The 18,865-nt window shown below is 44.4% G+C and carries 14 protein-coding genes; all 14 read left to right on the plus strand.

What is annotated here, in order from left to right:
- The first annotated feature begins 9 nt into the window (after positions 1-9).
- The 14 genes from ftsW to GSF08_RS04690 all read left to right on the plus strand — a co-directional run bounded on the left by ftsW (position 10) and on the right by GSF08_RS04690 (position 18,799).
- Entirely contained in the window at positions 10-1,098 is a 1,089-nt protein-coding gene (gene ftsW / locus GSF08_RS04625; protein ID WP_160624637.1) for a putative lipid II flippase FtsW, read from the plus strand.
- 89 nt (positions 1,099-1,187) lie between these two features.
- Positions 1,188-2,267, plus strand: a complete 1,080-nt coding sequence (gene murG / locus GSF08_RS04630; RefSeq protein ID WP_160624638.1) for an undecaprenyldiphospho-muramoylpentapeptide beta-N-acetylglucosaminyltransferase — start codon at positions 1,188-1,190, stop codon at positions 2,265-2,267.
- A 15-nt stretch (positions 2,268-2,282) separates the two neighbouring features.
- Positions 2,283-3,176, plus strand: coding sequence for a UDP-N-acetylmuramate dehydrogenase (gene murB / locus GSF08_RS04635; protein WP_160624639.1), 894 nt, complete (start codon positions 2,283-2,285; stop codon positions 3,174-3,176).
- On the plus strand, positions 3,173-3,943 hold the full coding sequence (locus GSF08_RS04640; protein WP_160624640.1) for an FtsQ-type POTRA domain-containing protein: 771 nt from the start codon (positions 3,173-3,175) through the stop codon (positions 3,941-3,943). The genes murB and GSF08_RS04640 overlap by 4 nt, the downstream gene beginning before the upstream one ends.
- Positions 3,944-4,101: 158 nt before the next feature.
- Positions 4,102-4,464, plus strand: a complete 363-nt coding sequence (locus GSF08_RS04645; RefSeq protein WP_160624641.1) for an Asp23/Gls24 family envelope stress response protein — start codon at positions 4,102-4,104, stop codon at positions 4,462-4,464.
- 9 nt (positions 4,465-4,473) lie between these two features.
- Complete coding sequence (locus tag GSF08_RS04650) at positions 4,474-6,099, plus strand: DAK2 domain-containing protein (protein ID WP_160624642.1); 1,626 nt, start codon at positions 4,474-4,476, stop codon at positions 6,097-6,099.
- Positions 6,100-6,457: 358 nt separating this feature from the next.
- Positions 6,458-6,622 (plus strand): hypothetical protein, encoded by a 165-nt coding sequence (locus GSF08_RS04655; RefSeq protein ID WP_160624643.1) that lies wholly within the window; start codon positions 6,458-6,460, stop codon positions 6,620-6,622.
- Between the two features lie 257 nt (positions 6,623-6,879).
- Complete coding sequence (locus GSF08_RS04660; protein WP_160624644.1) at positions 6,880-7,989, plus strand: GGDEF domain-containing protein; 1,110 nt, start codon at positions 6,880-6,882, stop codon at positions 7,987-7,989.
- A 101-nt stretch (positions 7,990-8,090) separates the two neighbouring features.
- Positions 8,091-10,100: an ATP-dependent DNA helicase RecG gene (gene recG, locus GSF08_RS04665; protein ID WP_160624645.1), complete on the plus strand. Its 2,010-nt coding sequence runs from the start codon at positions 8,091-8,093 to the stop codon at positions 10,098-10,100.
- A 45-nt stretch (positions 10,101-10,145) separates the two neighbouring features.
- On the plus strand, positions 10,146-10,829 hold the full coding sequence (rnc, locus tag GSF08_RS04670) for a ribonuclease III (protein WP_160624646.1): 684 nt from the start codon (positions 10,146-10,148) through the stop codon (positions 10,827-10,829).
- A 78-nt stretch (positions 10,830-10,907) separates the two neighbouring features.
- Complete coding sequence (locus GSF08_RS04675; RefSeq protein WP_160624647.1) at positions 10,908-12,218, plus strand: D-alanyl-D-alanine carboxypeptidase family protein; 1,311 nt, start codon at positions 10,908-10,910, stop codon at positions 12,216-12,218.
- Between the two features lie 8 nt (positions 12,219-12,226).
- A complete protein-coding gene (locus GSF08_RS04680; RefSeq protein ID WP_160624648.1) occupies positions 12,227-13,408 on the plus strand; it encodes a MalY/PatB family protein in 1,182 nt (393 codons plus the stop codon).
- A 9-nt stretch (positions 13,409-13,417) separates the two neighbouring features.
- Complete coding sequence (locus tag GSF08_RS04685) at positions 13,418-14,374, plus strand: sodium:calcium antiporter (RefSeq protein WP_160624649.1); 957 nt, start codon at positions 13,418-13,420, stop codon at positions 14,372-14,374.
- Between the two features lie 93 nt (positions 14,375-14,467).
- Entirely contained in the window at positions 14,468-18,799 is a 4,332-nt protein-coding gene (locus tag GSF08_RS04690; protein ID WP_160624650.1) for a PolC-type DNA polymerase III, read from the plus strand.
- Positions 18,800-18,865 lie beyond the last annotated feature (66 nt).

Here is an 18,865-nt window from a genome sequence, read left to right on the forward strand (position 1 = left end):
GGTGAAGTTATGTGGAAACCAAAATGCCGAGTTCTTACAATGTCTATTTTGACCCTGGTTTTGACGGGAATTATTATGGTCGGAAGCTCCAGCCGCGTATGGGCAAAATTTAAGTTTCATGATCCGTATTACTTTATGAGCCGCCAGGCAATTTTTGCGGTGCTGGGCTTGGCGGTTATGTATGTGTTCAGTAAAATTGATCTGCAGCGTCTGCGGAAGTACGCCAAGCCGCTGTTTTACTTTTGTGTGCTGCTGTTGATTTTGGTGCTGATTCCCGGTCTGGGGGTTCAGCGCAATGGATCGCGCAGCTGGTTTGGTGCTGGATCGTTTTTGATTCAGCCATCGGAATTCTTTAAAATTGCGATTATCATTTACATTGCGGATTTTCTGGCAAAGCGCTATCGGGTGAAAACCTTCATGAAGGATCTTCTGCGTCCGGCAATGGCGACCATGCTGGGCTTTGGCTTGATTTTATTGCAGCCGGATTTCGGCAGCGGCATCGTTATGGTGTGCAGTATTGTAGTCATGGTGCTGGCGGCGGATTCGCCGCTTCATTATTTTGTGCGGGTGGGATTTCTTGGCGCTGTTGGCCTTGGCGGCTTAATTATTTCAGCCCCGTATCGGCTAGCCCGTATCACATCCTTTGTCAATCCCTGGAAGGATCCCTTAGGCTCGGGATTCCAGATCATCCAATCGCTGTTTGCCATCGCGCCTGGGGGGATTCTTGGTGTTGGGTTTGATCAGAGCATGCAGAAAAATTTTTATCTGCCGGAACCGCAGACAGATTTCATTTTTGCCATTTTTGCCGAAGAATTCGGTTTTATCGGCTGCGCCTTGCTGATCAGTGTTTTTTTGTTGGTGATCTATGAGGGCGTCAAAATTGCCAAGCAATGCGGCGATCCTTATTTAAGCTATGTAGCGATCGGATTAATTGCCTTGTTTGCGATTCAGGTGATGATCAATCTGGGAGTCGTAGTCGGACTTTTTCCCGTTACCGGGATCACCCTTCCTTTTATTTCATACGGCGGCAGTTCACTTATGGTTATGATGGGTAGTATGGGGTTATTGATAAGTATAGCAAATAGCAGTTATGATTGATTTTGAAAGAAATATCAGTCAGAAATTTATGAAAATATTAGCGTGGGCAAACTGAATCCATGGTATAATAAAAAACAGGGAGTGATTCCATGAGAATGTTGATTACTACCGGAGGTACCGGTGGTCATATATATCCGGCGATTGCTTTGGCTGACGGAGCGAAAGCACGCGATCCAAAATGTGAAATATTGTTTGTTGGAAACGATGACCGCATGGAAGCGGTTGAGATACCAAAGCATGGTTACGCCTTTGAAGGGATACATGCTTCCGGATTGAGCGGAGGACTGATCAATAAGGCGAAGGCACTGCTTCGTACCGCTCGCTGCTATCAGCAGGCAAAGAAAATAATCCGTCGGTTTCATCCGGATATCGTCGTTGGTTTCGGCGGCTATGTGAGCGCCCCGGTCATGCTGGCGGCACATAGCTGTCATGTGAAAACGATGATTCATGAACAGAATTCCATTGTGGGAGTTGCCAATAAGGCGGTTGCTAAAAAAGTTGATGCAATTGTTATCTGCTATGAAAAATGTTTGGAAGTATTCGACAGCGAGAAGACCCGATTGCTGGGAAATCCGCGGGCCTCGATGGTACAGAAAATTGATCATGATAAAACCAGGCCGTATTTACAGGAACTGGGGTTAAATGACAAAAAACCAATCCTTCTTGTGGTCATGGGATCGCTTGGATCAACAAGTGTCAATGATTTGATGAAACAGGCGCTGCCGGAAGTGAATCCACAGTATCAGATTGTTTTTGTCAGCGGCAGAAACAACTATGAAGAAATGAAAAACAGTTTTTCGCAAACGAATATTACAGTTGTTGATTATGTCGATCAGCTTCAGCTGATGGATGCCGTATCGCTGATGATCTGCCGTGCCGGAGCATCGACCCTGGCCGAAATGACTGCGATGGGAATTCCCGGAATTTTGATTCCAAGTCCTTATGTCGCACACAATCACCAGTTTTATAATGCCGGGGTTCTGGTGGATGCTAAGGCGGCCATGATGATAGAAGAAACTAAGCTTGATGGTAAAACGCTGAATAAGGCTATTGAAAAAATCATGTCCGATCCAATTCGTCGGCAGTCGATGCGGGCTGCTTCCTTAAAGCTTGGATTTCCCCATGCCTGTGAGGATATGCTGGACTGGATCGAAGAATTACTGAAGTGAAAAGGTGAAGAGTATATGATTGAAAAACGATTAGAACAATACGGTGATGTGGAATGCAGCGCATTGCTGAGTAAGCATACTACATTTCGTATCGGCGGCGCGTGCCGCTATTTGGTTTATCCGAAAAGTGAAATCGGACTCACCCAAATTATTGATATTTTGCAGGCGGAACAATTGCCGTTCAAGGTGCTGGGAAAAGGCAGTAATATCTTGGCTTCGGATCGTGATTACAGCGGAGCGATTATCTGTCTCGACCGTTACTTTAATGATTTAAGCTTTGAGGCAGACGGAACCTGTGTGGCACAGGCTGGCTGCAGTATTATTCTGGCAGCCCACGAAGCAATGAAGCGAAGTCTTAGCGGCTTGGAATTCGCCAGTGGTATTCCGGCGACAATCGGCGGCTGTGTCTTTATGAATGCCGGCGCCTATCGCAGCGACATGTCACAGGTGGTCACCTCTATCTATGTGTATCGGGATGGTGAGATGTCTTGGATCGATGCGGATGAAGCAGATTTTTCTTATCGTCACAGCATCTTTCAGGAACATCCTGACTGGATTGTGCTGGGTGTGAAATTTGCCCTGGAGCCGGGTGATCAAAAGGAAATCGCGGATTTGATGGATTCGCGCCGAACGCGTCGGCTGGCCTCACAGCCGCTGGAATATCCTTGTGCCGGTTCGGTGTTCCGCAATCCGGGAGAGATTCCGGCTTGGAAACTGATCGAAGATATCGGCATGCGCGGAAAACGAATCGGCGGCGCTATGGTTTCAGAGAAGCATGCTAATTTTATCGTAAATGCCGGAGGAGCAAAAGCCAGTGAGGTAATGGAGCTGGTCGAGGAAATACAGCGTCGGGTTCAGGATGAATATCAAATGGAATTGAAAATGGAAGTGGAGCGTTTTAACTGGTGAAGCTAGACGAGATTTATGATGAACATGATCGAAAAATGCAGGAACTTCAAATTCGAAAGAAACACCGTCGCCGTAAATGGAAAATCTTTCGCTGGAGTTTTTTCTGCATGATCTTAGTGCTGGGAACGCTTTATTTTGTTTCGGATTATTCCAAAGTAAAATCTTTGACGGTTAAGAATTCAACCTTTTATACCGAAGAAGAAATATTAAATAAAGCAGGACTCAGCTATAATACTCGGTATTTGCTGGTTCCCGGCTTTTACATATCACATAAGCTGGAAAACGATCCGCTGATCGATTCAGTCGATGTATCGAAAAATCTGGATGGAGCGATTATCATACAGGTAAATGAAATTCCTGTAGTTGGTTATCTTGCGGAGGACGGCGGTAAGCTGAAGCTTTTGCTGACCAATGGCAAGACTGTGAATGTTGATCAAAAATATTTAAGCAGCGTGGTGCTGTATCCGCAGCTGGACGGCTTTAAAAAAAGTCAGCTTCCTAAAATTGCCAAAGCGTTTAAGGGAAAGAATGCACAAACGACAAATGCCATCATTTCCATGATTTCGGAAATACATCCATATTCAACCAATTATGATGCAAATATGCTGCAGCTGGTTATGCAGGACGGCAACCGCGTCTATACTTCCCTGAAAGGGGTCAAGCTGCTGGATCAGTATACGAAAATCTTGGCCTATCTGCAGGGATCACACGTCTGTTTGTTCGTTGATGAAGACACCAACAGCATACAGAAAAATAAATGTCCGTAAAAGCGTTTGAGAGAACGCTTTTTAGTTGTAACCCAAGTCAATCGCGGTATAATAAGAATGAAGCATATCGAGGAAACCGGAATTACAGGAAATTATCGGTAATGTTTTGCATTTTAAAGTTTCTTTGATATAATAATTTAGATATAAGGAGGAATATTATGTCAATCACGAAAAACACTCAGTTTGGCGATATCAATATTTCCATCGAGGCGATTGCGTCCCTTGCGGGAGGAGTCGTTACCGAATGCTACGGTGTCGTAGGTATGGCATCGCAGAAGCTGGTGAAGGATAATTGGGCGGAACTGTTAAAAAAAGAAAATTACTCGAAGGGTGTCGTTGTCCGTCAAAATGAAGAAGGGCAGTTAGAGCTCGATCTGTATATTATTGTGTCTCATGGTATTAAAATCTCCGAGGTGGTACATGAAGCACAGAAAAAAGTAAAATATATGCTTGAAAAATCTCTGGAATTGGAATTTAATGCGATTAATGTCTATGTCCAGGGCGTAAAGGTAATAAAGTAGGGATAGAGTATGGAAATCATTAATGGAATAGTATTTAAGCAGATGCTGGAAAGCGGTGCAAATAATCTGATGAACCATCAGAGCGATATTGATGCGCTGAATGTTTTCCCGGTGCCGGATGGAGATACCGGCACCAATATGACTCTGACGTTTACAGCCGGCGTCAAAGAGACGATGAAGACGGATGCCAATTATGTCAGCGAACTGGCAAAGGTTCTGTCAAAAGGCTTGTTGATGGGAGCTCGCGGTAATTCCGGAGTTATTTTATCACAGATTTTCCGCGGTCTTTATCAGGGTGTGGAAGGTATGAAAGAAGTAAACGGCCTGCAGTTGGCCAATGCTTTTGTCAATGGTTCAAGAGTTGCCTATAAGGCGGTTATGCGTCCGGTTGAAGGTACTATTTTAACCGTCATTCGCGAAGCAGCAGATTATACGTATGATATGGCTGTGAAAACTGAGAACATAACCTGTAAGCAGGTTGTTGATAAAATGGTGGAGGAAGCCAGAGAATCCCTGAAACGCACACCGGATCTGCTTCCGGTATTAAAAGAAGTCGGTGTAGTGGACAGCGGCGGTACTGGTTTATTAGCGATCTTGGAAGGCTTTCAGGCTGCAATCGAGGGTCATCCGTTTGAACGCAGTGAATCAAATGATACGCAGTCCATGGCAGCGGAAAAAATGGAGAGTGAAGAATTCGGGTACTGTACTGAATTTATTATTCGTCTGAGTGAACATGCCCAAAAGACATTTAATGAAGAGGCGCTAAGAGATGCTCTGGCGCGTATCGGTAATTCGATCGTTTGCGTACAGGATGAGGATATCGTGAAGGTGCATGTGCATACGCTGACTCCTGGTGATGCATTGAATCTTGGCCAGCGTCACGGTGAGTTTGTGAAACTGAAAATTGAAAATATGCAGGAGCAGCATGAAAATGTGCTGATTAATGCGGAAACTCCGAAAGCGGAAAAGAAACCAAAACAGAAATATGCGCTAATTGCAGTTGCGGCCGGAAGCGGATTAAAGGATATGTTTGAAGAACTGCGGGTTGACTATGTCATCAGCGGCGGTCAGACAATGAATCCATCTACCGAGGATTTTGTAGAAGCAATCAATAAGCTGCACGCGGAACACATCTTTGTTCTGCCGAACAATTCCAATATTGTATTAGCTGCCCAGCAGGCTGCTACGGTCTGTGAAGATACTCAGGTACACGTAATTCCATCGAAAACGATACCTCAGGGCTTGTGTGCATGTATCAACTTTAATCCGGATGTTGAATTTGACATCAATTTTGCGGAAATGAACGATGCACTATCATTAGTAAAAACCGGACAGGTCACTTATGCGATCAAGGATACTACCTTCGAAGGTCTTGAAATTAAAGCCGGTGATTACATGGGCATCAAAGAAAAAGATATCACAGTATCCACTCCGAATAAGGTAGAGGCGACCAAACAGCTGTTGAGTCAGTTGATCGATGAGGACAGTGAAATTGTTACATTGATTGCCGGTGAAGATGTGAGCGATGAAGAGCTGCACGACGTAACATCTTATCTGGAAGCAAATTATGAAGCAGAAGTAGAAGTCAATCGCGGTAACCAGCCGGTGTATTCTTTTATCATCGGTGTTGAATAATAAAAGCAAAGATACAGTGCTGAATCATGAAGTGAACCCCAAAGATTGGACAACCCAAAAAGGGGGTTCACTTTTTATATGCGGTAATCATCCAGGGCTTGAAGTCTATTTAAATTACGTAAAGTTAATAAAGTTATAGCAAATTGATATTTTTCAATATTGAAGGAGCTCAAAAGTTGAACAGCATAAGGAACCTTTTACAAATAAGGTTATTAGACGAAAGAAACAATAGCAGATATGTATTACCAGCTGCTGATAATTTTTCATTGAACCGCGATTCTTAAGCGCGATCGCAAAATACATACTGCGCATGGAGCTTGAATAGGCCGGTTGTCGTAATTCTGAAAGGAGATAAAGCATGGGTAAAGGATATTCCCGCAAAGCTTATTTTGGTCCTTGTGTTTCGAGAATATTAATAAGGATGAAGAATCTTATGGTTTATTACCAGATAAGAAGAAATTTCAGCCAAGCAGGAATATCTGCTGTTTTGGCAATGCTTTTTCATGTTAAAATAAATACATAAGAATGTGTGTTAAAAAATGATAAGTATTAAGGGAGATGCGGTCATTCTTTCATGTATCAGTGCTCATGGCATTGTTGGCTGCTTGATCAGGATATCTGATGTGCGTATTCAAGTCACAAGATCAATGAACTGCGCTTTGCTTATAGGATGAAAATCAATATTTCCCGTTACAAAACGATTCATAGAAAGAGTGACTTCATAGACTGAAAGGTTGTCATGCAGGGCGGCCTTTCACAAAAAATTAAGGTGGCCAAGATATGGAATTCTTATGTGAAATGATTGTTGTTTTAGAAATCATTATGATGAATCTTTGTATTTTTAGAAAAAATGCCAACAGCCGTTATCCCTTTTCTGCTGTATTCAGTATATTGTTGATTTATACTATGATCCTTATAACAGCCGGAATATATATTATAAATTTGCTTGGCATCTATGGAAACGGCAATGGTTTGTTTACGCTGTTCGGATTTTTTTATCTGCTGCCTCTGCACTATTTGTATGAAGGTCCTACCCATAAACATTTCTATATTATTTGCTTTGCGTGGATCTATACCCTTTCCGTGTTTATTATATCGGTACAGTTAGGCTCACTTTTTACATCATATTTATCGCTGTCGGTGATCGTCATGATCATTCAGACAGGATTGTTTTTCATCACCTATTATTTTGTAAACAAGTTTATGAATCAGGTATATATTGCCCTAATGCAGTGTCAGGATGAGAAAATCCAACAAAATTTGAACTTGACCAGCTTGCTTTGGTTTATCTGTATCTTTCTGATTAATATGCATTTTATCTTTGAAACAAGCAAAGCCTTGAAAATAATTGCGTTTCTGGCCTTGATTATCAATGCTTTTTATAACTTTATCCTGCTTTATGAAATTCTCATGAAACGTGATCAGATTGGATCACTGCAGAGCATTGTTTATAAAGATACGCTGACTGGTGTAGGCAGCAGGCTCGCTTTTGATAAGGTAATGGAACAGAAAATGTCAGAGGGGAAACCGTTCTACTTCTTATATATGGATCTTGATGAATTTAAGAAGATAAACGATGATCACGGGCATCTGATGGGTGATCAATATTTACAGGAGTTTTCGTCCCGGATCAAGGAGATTGGTCGTCCCGGCTTGACGTTTCGGATTTCCGGGGATGAGTTTGTGATGTTGATTTTTGAGCAGGATGTTACGCATGTGCTGGATGCCCTGCACCGTTTGGATTTTGTCATACCCTCCGCCAATGTTCGGTTTCGAGGTGTCAGCTTCGGCATTTCACACTATCCAAGCGATGCGGTGCTTTTGGATGACCTTATTTCTTTTGCCGATCAGCAGATGTATAAAAGTAAAATGAAGAAAAAGCAATCCTAAATATTCATGAAACGAAGGTGGCTGAATCAAAAAACAGCAACTCCGGTGATTGAACGTTATTTTGACTTGAGGGCATTTCATTTACAAGCTATAATAATATCATGGAATTAAAAGCGCTGAAAATATCTGATAAAAAAATCGCATTGTTAAACAGCATGGGGATAGGTAAGGCAGAGGATTTGCTGACATACTATCCTTTTCGTTATGAACAGATTGAATTTATTCCCTATGAAAATTGGGAAAAAGGCGGAAAAGTAGCATTAGAGGGAACCATTATTACGCGTGCGAGCGTTTTTCGCTACGGTTATCATAAAAGTATCACCAGATTTAAAATTGACAATGAGGCTGGTGAGTTTGATATTGCATTATTTAATCGTCCGTGGCCGAGCACATTTGCGATTGGCAAAAAAATCACGGTAATCGGAAAATATGAGGGGGGCAGTAAAATTACCGCTCTGCAATATAATTTTAACCCGCTGGCTGAACAGCTTGGCATCGAACCCGTTTATACGGTGAAGGAGGGTATCACCCAAAAGGATATACGTAACTATATCAGAAAAGCCTATGATGCATTATCCGCTACGATTGAAAATGTGATACCGCAGCCATTTCTTGATAAATACCGATTAATAGACCGAAAGGATGCTATTTACGGTGTGCATCATCCAAATAATTCATCGTTAATCAAACAGAGTCTGCGTCATCTTAAATATGAAGAATTTTTTAAGTTTCAGTTTACGATGCAGCTGCTGAAGCAGGTTGAGAAAACCGCGGCGGTCAAATCGGGAAAGCAATTTGATAATGAGGATGTATGGGAATTGAAAAAAACGCTGCGCTTTGATCTGACAAGCGGTCAAGTGGAAACCATCCAGGATATACTGAATGATATGCACAGTGAGAGCATAATGTACCGTATGGTGCAGGGTGATGTTGGATGCGGGAAAACGTTGGTTGCGGCATTCGGCATGTATGCCTGCGTACTGGCTCATAAGCAGGCGGCTTTGATGGCGCCGACGGAGATACTGGCGAAGCAGCACGGGGATAATCTGAAGCAGCTGTTCCAGGACTTTGATGTGCAGGTAGAAGTATTGTATGCCTCGCTGGGGCTGCCGGAGCGCCGCGCTGTTTTGAAGCGCTTGGCAAATAATGAAATTGATATTCTGGTCGGTACCCATGCGCTGTTTCAAGAAGAAGTACAGTTTTATGATTTGGGCATGGTGGTCGCGGATGAACAGCACCGTTTTGGGGTTGAACAACGGCGGCGGCTGTTGGATAAGGGAGATAAGGTGGATTTTCTTTTGATGAGTGCAACGCCGATCCCGCGTACCCTGGCAATGTCACTGTTTGGTGATATGGATGTGTCAACCATCAGCGAGCTTCCAAAAGGAAGAATGCCGGTAACCACGAAGCTGGTCAAGGCGAATTCGATGCAGCCGATCTTGCAGGATGTGCTGAAACAGATCGATGATGCGAACCAGTGCTATATAGTTTGTCCCGCGATAGAAAAGAATGAAGAATTTGCGGTACGCAATGTTACAGATATTTATGATGCGCTTCAAAGTGCGATCGGCCGAAGATATCGCATTGCGCTCCTGCACGGACGCATGAACTCCCAGCAAAAGGATTCGGTCATGCATGGCTTCGCGGCTCATGCATACGATATTTTGGTATCGACTACGGTAATTGAGGTCGGTATTGATGTGAAGGATGCCAACATCATGGTTATCTACGATGCCCATCGCTTTGGTCTGTCTCAGATTCATCAGCTGCGGGGAAGAGTCGGCAGAGGGACACGCCCCGGATATTGCTATCTGCTGACTTCAACAAAGGATCCAGATAGTCTAAAACGCTTGGAAATCTGTGAGAGGACGAACGATGGCTTTGAAATTGCGCGGGCAGATTTACAAATCCGCGGCCCCGGTGATATCCTGGGTACACGTCAAAGCGGTATCCCGGGTTTTATTCTGGGGGATGTAATTGCTGATGCAAATATTCTTGAGGTGGCTCGTGCTGATGCGGCCTACGCATTGAAACATGCGGAAGAACCGGCGTTTGCCCCTCTGTATCAGAAGTTGAAAGAACAGCTTGATGAAACGCGTTATTTGGATTGAAGTGTGCTATAATATTACGGAAAGAATGAAAGAACTGGTGAAATCATGGATACAATATACGATTGGCTGGATGCTAAGGGAATTCCTTACGATAATAAAGAACTGATTGAAGTAGCGCTGACGCATTCTTCTTATGTCAATGAGCATAAGCATGCGCAGTGCGATAATGAACGGTTGGAATTTATGGGTGATGCCGTGCTGCAGATTTGGACCAGCAAAAAGCTGTTTTTAATGCAGCCGCCCCTTGATGAAGGCAAGATGACAACGCTGCGCGCGCAGCTGGTTTGTGAAGAGGCGCTGGCAGCCTATAACCGCAAGCTGGGTTTGGCAGCCTACTTGAAACTGGGGGTCGGGGAAGAAAAAACCGGCGGCCGTAATCGCGATTCAATTCTTGCGGATATGTTTGAAGCGCTCTTAGGGGCCATTTACCTGGATCAGGGACTGGAGCCGATCAATACGCTGCTGGAAGAAGTGATTACGCCGACAATTCGCTCACCGAAAAGTGAACGGGTGATTGATTATAAAACAAAGCTGCAGGAATATGTGCAGTCGGATTCCCGCAAAACGGTGCACTATGAAGTTGTTAATGTGACCGGCCCCAGTAATAAGCCATTATTTGAAGTAATTGTAAAGCTGGAGGATATCACATTGGGAAAAGGCATTGGATATTCGAAGAAGCGGGCGGAACAGCAGGCTGCGAAGGATGCGTTTGAAAAAATGGTAAAATAAGCAATACACATTATTCGTATTGCTTTTTTCTAATCATAAGAAACTCTGTTAAAATAGCGGTTGCTCGGGAGGGATGTTATGTTGAAAAAACTTGGTAAAAAAATATTGCTGGCGCTGCTTGTGATCACCTGTCTGCCCATTGTCAGCATACAGGCTAAGCAGCCATCATCAGCTTCTAAGCTAGTGGCCAACGGACATGAATTTGATCTAAAGAGTGAGCAGGCAATCCTGATAGATCTGACGGATCAGAAAATCCTGTATCAGAAGGATCAAAATAAACGGATTCATCCGGCCTCGATGACGAAGATCATGACCGTGCTAGTAGCAATTGAACATATCGATGATCTGGATCAGACCATGGTATTGGACGATGATGTGTTTGAAGGCCTGCTGGAGGCAAATGCGAGTGTAGCGGGTTTCCTGCTGCGGGAAGAAGTGACAATGCGGGAACTGCTGTATGCGACGATGATTGCCAGTGGAGCGGATGCAGCGCGGGCGCTGGCCATTCATGTCAGCGGCAGTGAAGCAAATTTTGTAAAGCTGATGAATCAGAAAGCAAAAGAGCTGGGATTGACGAATACTCATTTTGTCAACACGACAGGATTAGATGATGACGATCATTACGCTACAGTTAGTGATATCGCAAAGCTGCTTGAGTCAGCGATTCAAAATAAACAGTTTCTGAAAATTTTTAAAACCAGAGAGTATACGCTGCTGGGCAATGAAGTACGTGAAACTGGCATACAGCTGAAAAGCACCATGCTGGGACAAATTGAAAATCTAGGGTATGAGGATAATCTGATCGAAGGAGGAAAAACCGGTTATACGGAGGGCGGCGGCTTATGCTTGGCCTCAACAGCATGGCATGAGGGTACGCATTATCTTGCGGTTACGGCAAACGGCGGGCTGGATCACAACAGCGGCAATAACATTATGGATGCCTATACCATGTACCAGTATTATTTTAAGAATTATGCACGCAAAACCATTGTAAAGAAGGGAATGGTTTATTTAACACTTCCGGTAAAATGGAATTTTTCTCAATCCAAACTGGAATTTAAGGCAGATAAAGATTTGACTACGCTGGCTCCGTCGGATATGAAGGAGGATGCTGTCAAAAAGCACTTCATCGGTGAAAAGACAGTAAAAACCCCGATTGCAAAGCAGCAGCTGCTTGGACAGTTGGAATTTATGTATGGTAATGAATTGTTAACCAGTTTGGAGATGCGTTCGACCGAAGAAATTGGCCGAAATCCGCTGCTGTATTACAGCGAACCGATTTTGAATTTTTTCAAAACAAATGCCTTAGCTACGGTGCTGCTGATCGCTGCATGCTTTGGGGTGGTTATCATTATTATCTGGCGTAAAAAATACCGTCGGTATTTGTAGGAGGATTTATGAAAAATTTAGATGAAATAATTGAACGCCGTGGTACGACTGCGGTAAAATGGAATCATTTAGCGGAGGCGTTTGGATGTGATGAGGATGCGCTTCCGCTTTGGGTAGCAGATATGGATTTTGCCTGTGCAGATCCAATCCTGGCAGCGCTGAAGGAGCGGATTACACATCCCGTTTTCGGCTATGAGGATGGCTATGATGAAGCCTATACCGAGGCGGTTACCGGTTGGTTTAAGCGGCAGTTTGATTGGGAACTGCGGCGGGAGGATTTGTTTTTCAGTCCCGGGGTAGTGCCGGCACTGGGCTTTTTAATCGATATGCTGAGTGAAGAAGGAGAAGGAATTATCATTCAGAGTCCGGTCTATTATCCGTTTGCGGCTAAGATTCGTGCGAATCATCGAGAAGTGATTGATAATCCGCTGATTTGTGAAAATGGCTGTTATCGTATGGATTTTGACGATTTGGCAGAAAAAATGCGTCTTTCACAGGTACGCGGGATGATTTTATGCAATCCGCATAACCCGGTCGGCCGGGTGTGGAGCAAAGCGGAGCTGAAACAGGTAGCAGCGATTGCGGAAGCGAATCATAAATGGATCATCAGTGATGAAATTCATTGTGATCTGATTCGCAGCGGTTATCAGCATACGCCGTTAGCAAAAGCGTATCCCAAATATCGGGAGGAAATTATCACCTGCACGGCCCCTAGCAAGACATTTAATTTGGCCGGTCTGCAGAACAGTAATATTATCATTCATAAGGAAGCATACCGAAAGCTGTGGAAGAAGAAGGTCATCGACCGTTTTTCAATCAGCGAATGCAATACCTTCAGCCGCACCGCCACAATTGCGGCATATAAGGATGGAGAAGCATGGCTGCGGGAGGTAAATGCCTATGTGGATGCGAATTTTCAATACTTATCATCTTTTTTAAAGGAACATCTGCCCAAGGCAGTATTAACACCGTGTGAAGGCACCTATCTGGCTTGGATCGATTTTCGCGCCTATGTGAGCGATGCGGCTGAGCTGGAGCGGATTATGCGTCATGAAGCAAAGGTAATTCTCGATGAGGGCTCATTATTCGGGGAAAATGGCAATGGCTACGAACGCATCAATCTGGCTTGTCCGCAGTGTATTTTGAAAGATTGTTTGAACCGCATTGCCGGTGCCCTTATACGGGATTAAGGAGGTTTCATGATTTATTTGGCATATGGCTTGCTTGCGGTACTGGTAGTACTCTTCTCGATCAAGCTGTCTCAGTATGTGGATGCACTTGATAAGAAAACGAATTTATCGGGTGCGTTTATCGGCGGGGTCATGCTGGCGGCAGTCACTTCGCTGCCGGAGCTGTTTACATCGCTTACGGCAGTATTGGCTTTGGATCAGCCCCAGCTGGTACAGGGAGATGTGCTGGGAAGCAATGTTTTCAATTTATGTATCATTGCAGTGGTAATTTTGATTGCGGCCAAGGGCTATCGTGATTCACAGGTTTCCCGTTCCCATAAACAGACGCTGCTTTATGGCTTGATCATGTACGCTTTGGTGTTTTTAGCGATTATAAAGCCGATCACGCTTGATTTGGGGATCATCAATGTCAATTTAATGACCATTTTGATCCTGCTTGTATATGCGGTAAATGTTCACAGCATGAAGCATGATGATTCCGCAGACAACGAGGAACCATGCGATCTTGATTTGAGCGTACCGCAAATTACTGTTCGCTTTCTTTTATTCAGTGTGGCGCTGGTGCTGGTCAGCATTTTATTGACTCAGGTTACCAATATCATTGCCGAGGATTTGAATATGGGAGCTACCGTGGCAGGGGCGATCTTCTTAGGGGTAGCCACTTCACTGCCGGAGCTGTCCGCTTCTTTGTCCCTCATGCGGCTTGGTAATTTCAATGCATCATTTGGTAATGTAGTAGGAAGCAACTTGTTTAATTTCATTATTTTCTGCTTTGCCGATATCATTTACACGAAGGGAAGTATTTATTTAAACGATGGTCAGGTCATGAATCTGATCGGATTCGGCGCACTGTCATCCGTGCTGGCATTGGGATTTCTGTATGGGAAAAAGCATGTCTGGGTATTGCGTATACTGAGTGTACTGATCTTAGGCTGCTATGTTTTCAGTATTGTATGTTCGATGTAAAAAGGCTTGGCCGGTTCAAAAAAAGGACCGGTTTTTCATTTCCTTTACGAGGAAAAAATGATATGATAGGTAAGATTAGAAATGGGGAATTTGATGAGTTTAAATCTGCTTGATATTGTGAAAAAAATGGAAGTGGATAATCCGGACCTGCAGTATTTTGAAGGCGGATCTTTTGTGATGGATCCAATCTATATACGGAATCAGAACCGTCTGCGGATCGAGCTGCAGCTTCCCAAAGTATTGCCTTATGAAGTCTATGATATCTTTTTGGCGCGCTTAATCAAAATTACCCGTTCCCAGATCGATTTAAAGGTATATTGTGAAGATCCGGCGATCGATTTTATGGAGCTAAGAAAATACATTCGGCATTTTGTATCCAAGCATGCCCATTTGAGGGTTTTTGAAGAGGTATGGCCGAAGGTAGAAGACGGCTATATCGTCTATCAGCTGACGGATGCAGGAAAGCGGGATCATCTGATTCAAAACAAGCATCTGCTCACGGCTTTTCTAAAGGACTGCGGTATAACTCAGGAAATCACGGTTCAGGAGCTGACTCTGGAAAAAAGCATACCGGAAGTTGCCTGCAAACAATCCCGGACTGAACGACCTGCTCCAATTTATGAAGAAAAAAAATTTATGAGACCCAAGGGGAAGAAGGGCTTGGATCGGTATGTACCTTTTGCGATTCATGATATTAGTGAAGCTTGTCACGATATTAAGATTCGCGGTAAGATTTTTGAACGGGAAAACCGTACGCTGCGCAATGGCAAGGATATACAGAGCTTATGGATTGCGGATGAGGATGATGCGATCATCATTAAACGGTTTGAACGCGGTGCGCTAACCAAGGAAGTATTAAATGAAATCAATGTTGGAGACAGCGTGATTGCATATGGCCGTGTGGAATACGATACGTATACGCGGGAGCTGGTGTTCATGCCGGATGTCATTGAGCAAACAGCAGAGAAAAAACGCCATGATACCGCTGATGAAAAACGTGTAGAGCTTCATGTTCATACGAAGCTTTCGGAAATGGATGGAGTCTGTGATATCGAGGAATTTATCGCCCAGGCGAATGAATGGGGTCATGATGCGATTGCTTTGACCGATCATATGGTCGTACAGGCATTCCCAAAGGCGCAGCATGCAGTAACCGCAATCAATAAAAAGCGGGAAAAACCTTTCAAAATGCTGTATGGAGTTGAGATGAACATGGTTGATCCGCTTCTGCATATTGTCCGCAATGCCGATGATACGGAACTGGAAAAGGGCGAGTATTGTGTATTTGACTTGGAAACTACGGGGCTGTCCTCACGCTATGACCACATCATTGAGTTTGGCGGTCAGATCATGAAAGACCGCACCTGCATTCGCAAGCTTCAATTATTCATAAAACCGCCGGTGGCGCTGAGTGCGTTTACGATGGAGCTTACCAATATCACAGAAGAAGAAATGCGTACCGCCAGACCGTTTGAAGAATGTGTTGATGAAATTCTGGAATTTATCGGTGAACGCATTCTGGTTGCCCACAATGCTGATTTCGACTATAACTTTCTAAATGATGAGCTGGTTCGAAGCGGCCGTGCGCCATTGATGAATCCGGTGATTGATACGCTTGATCTGGCCCGTTCGCTGCACAGCGACCGCAAGGGATATCGGCTTGGTCAGATTGCCCGCTCCTATGGCATCCGCTATGAGGAAGATGTCGCTCACCGTGCTGACTATGATGCGGAAATTCTGGCTCAGGTATATATGAATATGCTGAATGAACTGAAGCATATCAAAACGCTGAAGGAACTGCAGGAAATGCAGGATCCATCCTGTTTTAAGAAAGTATTTAAAAAGCATGTTACCATTTTGGTGAAGAATAAAACCGGCTTAAAAGAACTGTTTGAATTAATTACCCTGTCACACTGTAAGTACCTTGCCTTTAACGGTAAAAATACCGCCAATATCGTCGCGGAACCGCGCATCCCCCGTGAGGAGATCGATAAGGTTAGAAAAAACGGAAATTTGCTGATCGGCACCAGCTGTTTGAATGGAGAAGTTTTTGACTTGGCGCATACCCGTAATCAGCAGGAGCTGGAAGCGGCAATGGCATGGTACGACTATGTTGAAATTCAGCCATTGGCGTGCTATGAGCATCTCATCGCCCGGGATCAGATCGGTTCTATGGACCGGCTGAAGCAGATTCTTGGTGATATTATCAGCACCGGTTATCAGCTTGGTAAAATTGTCGTCGCAACGGGTGACGCGCATTATGTGCATCCGGAAGAAAAACAGATTCGTGATATTTATATTTCCTCTCAGGCGATCGGAGGAGTGCGCCATCCCCTGTATATTTATAATCAGGAGCGGCGGCGCAAAAGCAAGGCGCCGGATCAGCATTTTTTGACTACTGATGAAATGCTGGATGCATTTGCTTGGGTTGGTAAGGACCGAGCTTATGAGATGGTTGTTACCAATACCCAGAAGATTGCGGAAATGATTGAACCGGTCTATCCGGTAAAGGATCGTCTGTATCCCCCAGATATCGAAGGATCAGATCAGAAGTTGCGGGATATCTGTTATAAACGGGCACATGAAATATATGGACCAAAGCTGCCGGAAATTGTGTCCAACCGATTGGAAAAGGAATTAAAGAGCATTATCGGACACGGCTTCTATGTGGTTTACTATATATCACATCTGTTGGTTAAAAAATCCAATGAGGACGGTTATCTGGTTGGTTCCCGAGGATCGGTCGGCTCTTCATTTGTGGCAACGATGGCTGGTATTACAGAGGTAAATCCGCTGGCCCCGCATTATGTGTGTCCTAAATGTCATTATGTGGAGTTTTTTACCGACGGCAGTATTGCATCTGGTTTTGATTTGCCGGACAAGAAGTGTCCAATCTGTAATGAAACAATACGCGGAGATGGTCAGGATATACCGTTTGAAACCTTTTTGGGCTTTGAAGGTGATAAGGTGCCCGATATCGATCTGAACTTTTCCGGTGATTATCAGCCAACTGCTCATGCTTATACCAAAGAGGTATTCGGTGAGGATCATGTATTCCGTGCCGGAACCATCGGTACGGTCGCTGAACAGACGGCATTTGGGTATGTCAAGGGCTATGAGGAAGAAATGGGCATTGAGGGAACGACCCGTAAGGCGCAGATACTGCGGCTGGCAAAGGGCTGTGAAGGGGTAAAACGTACAACCGGTCAGCATCCCGGCGGGATCATCGTCATTCCGCAGGATATGGATGTGCATGATTTTACTCCGGTGCAGTATCCGGCCAATAACCCTTTTGCGGAATGGAAGACCACCCATTTCGACTTCCATCAAATTCATGACAATGTCCTGAAATTTGATATACTGGGACATGTCGATCCGACCGCGATGAAAATGTTGGAACGGATGAGCGGTATTGATGTGACAACGATCCCAATGAACGATCCGGCAACAATGAGCATCTTCTCAAGTGTGGATGCTTTGCATATTGATACCAGCAAGAACACGGAAATTACCGGCGCCGCGGGGATTCCTGAATTCGGAACCTCTTTTGTCCGGGGCATCTTAGAAATGACGAGGCCGACAACCTTCGATGAGCTGGTGCGTATTTCCGGCTTGTCGCATGGAACGGATGTTTGGCTGAACAATGCTAAGGATCTGGTTGAAGCTAAGACCTGCACCCTGAAAAATGTAATCGGCTGCCGTGATGATATCATGGTCTATCTGCTTCATAAGGGATTACCGCCGAAAACGGCCTTTACGATTATGGAATCAGTTCGTAAGGGCAAAGGGCTGAAGGATGAATGGATCGAAGTCATGAAGGAACATGACGTAGACAGCTGGTATGTGGATTCCTGTGAGAAGATCAAATATATGTTTCCGAAGGCACACGCTGTTGCCTATGTCATGATGGCGGTAAGAATTGCCTGGTTCAAGGTGCATATGCCGCAGTATTATTACTGTATGTTCTTTTCGATCCGCTGTGATGCTTATGATATTGAAACGATGATCAAGGGCGAACAGTCGATCCGCCGTCGGATGACGGAGATTGCAGGACGGATGGAAAGCAATGAATTCAAGAATGAGGTAACCAAGAAGGAGCGGGATATTTACACCTGTCTGGAGCTGGCACTGGAAATGGTACTGCGCGGTTACCGCTTTGGCAATATTGATATTATGCGCTCTGAAGCAAAAGAATTTATCGTTGATCCAGATGATGACAATATCATCATTCCGCCGTTTACCAGTATTGACGGCTTGGGTGAAAACGTTGCGATCACGGTAATTGAAGCCCGTAAGCAGGGGGCATTTCTGTCTAAGCAGGACTTGCAGGATCGCACTGCGTTAAATGGAACTCTGGTGAAAAAGCTGGAAGCGCTGGGCGCGCTCGGTGATCTGCAGGAGGAAAATCAGCTTTCATTGTTTTAAAATTGAGGGATGATCAAAACGGTTTGTTTTTAATAAATGAACCGTTTTCACTTGGCTCGACACATG

This window comes from Copranaerobaculum intestinale, from assembly GCF_009831105.1.
Taxonomy (GTDB): domain Bacteria; phylum Bacillota_I; class Bacilli_A; order Erysipelotrichales; family Erysipelotrichaceae; genus Copranaerobaculum; species Copranaerobaculum intestinale.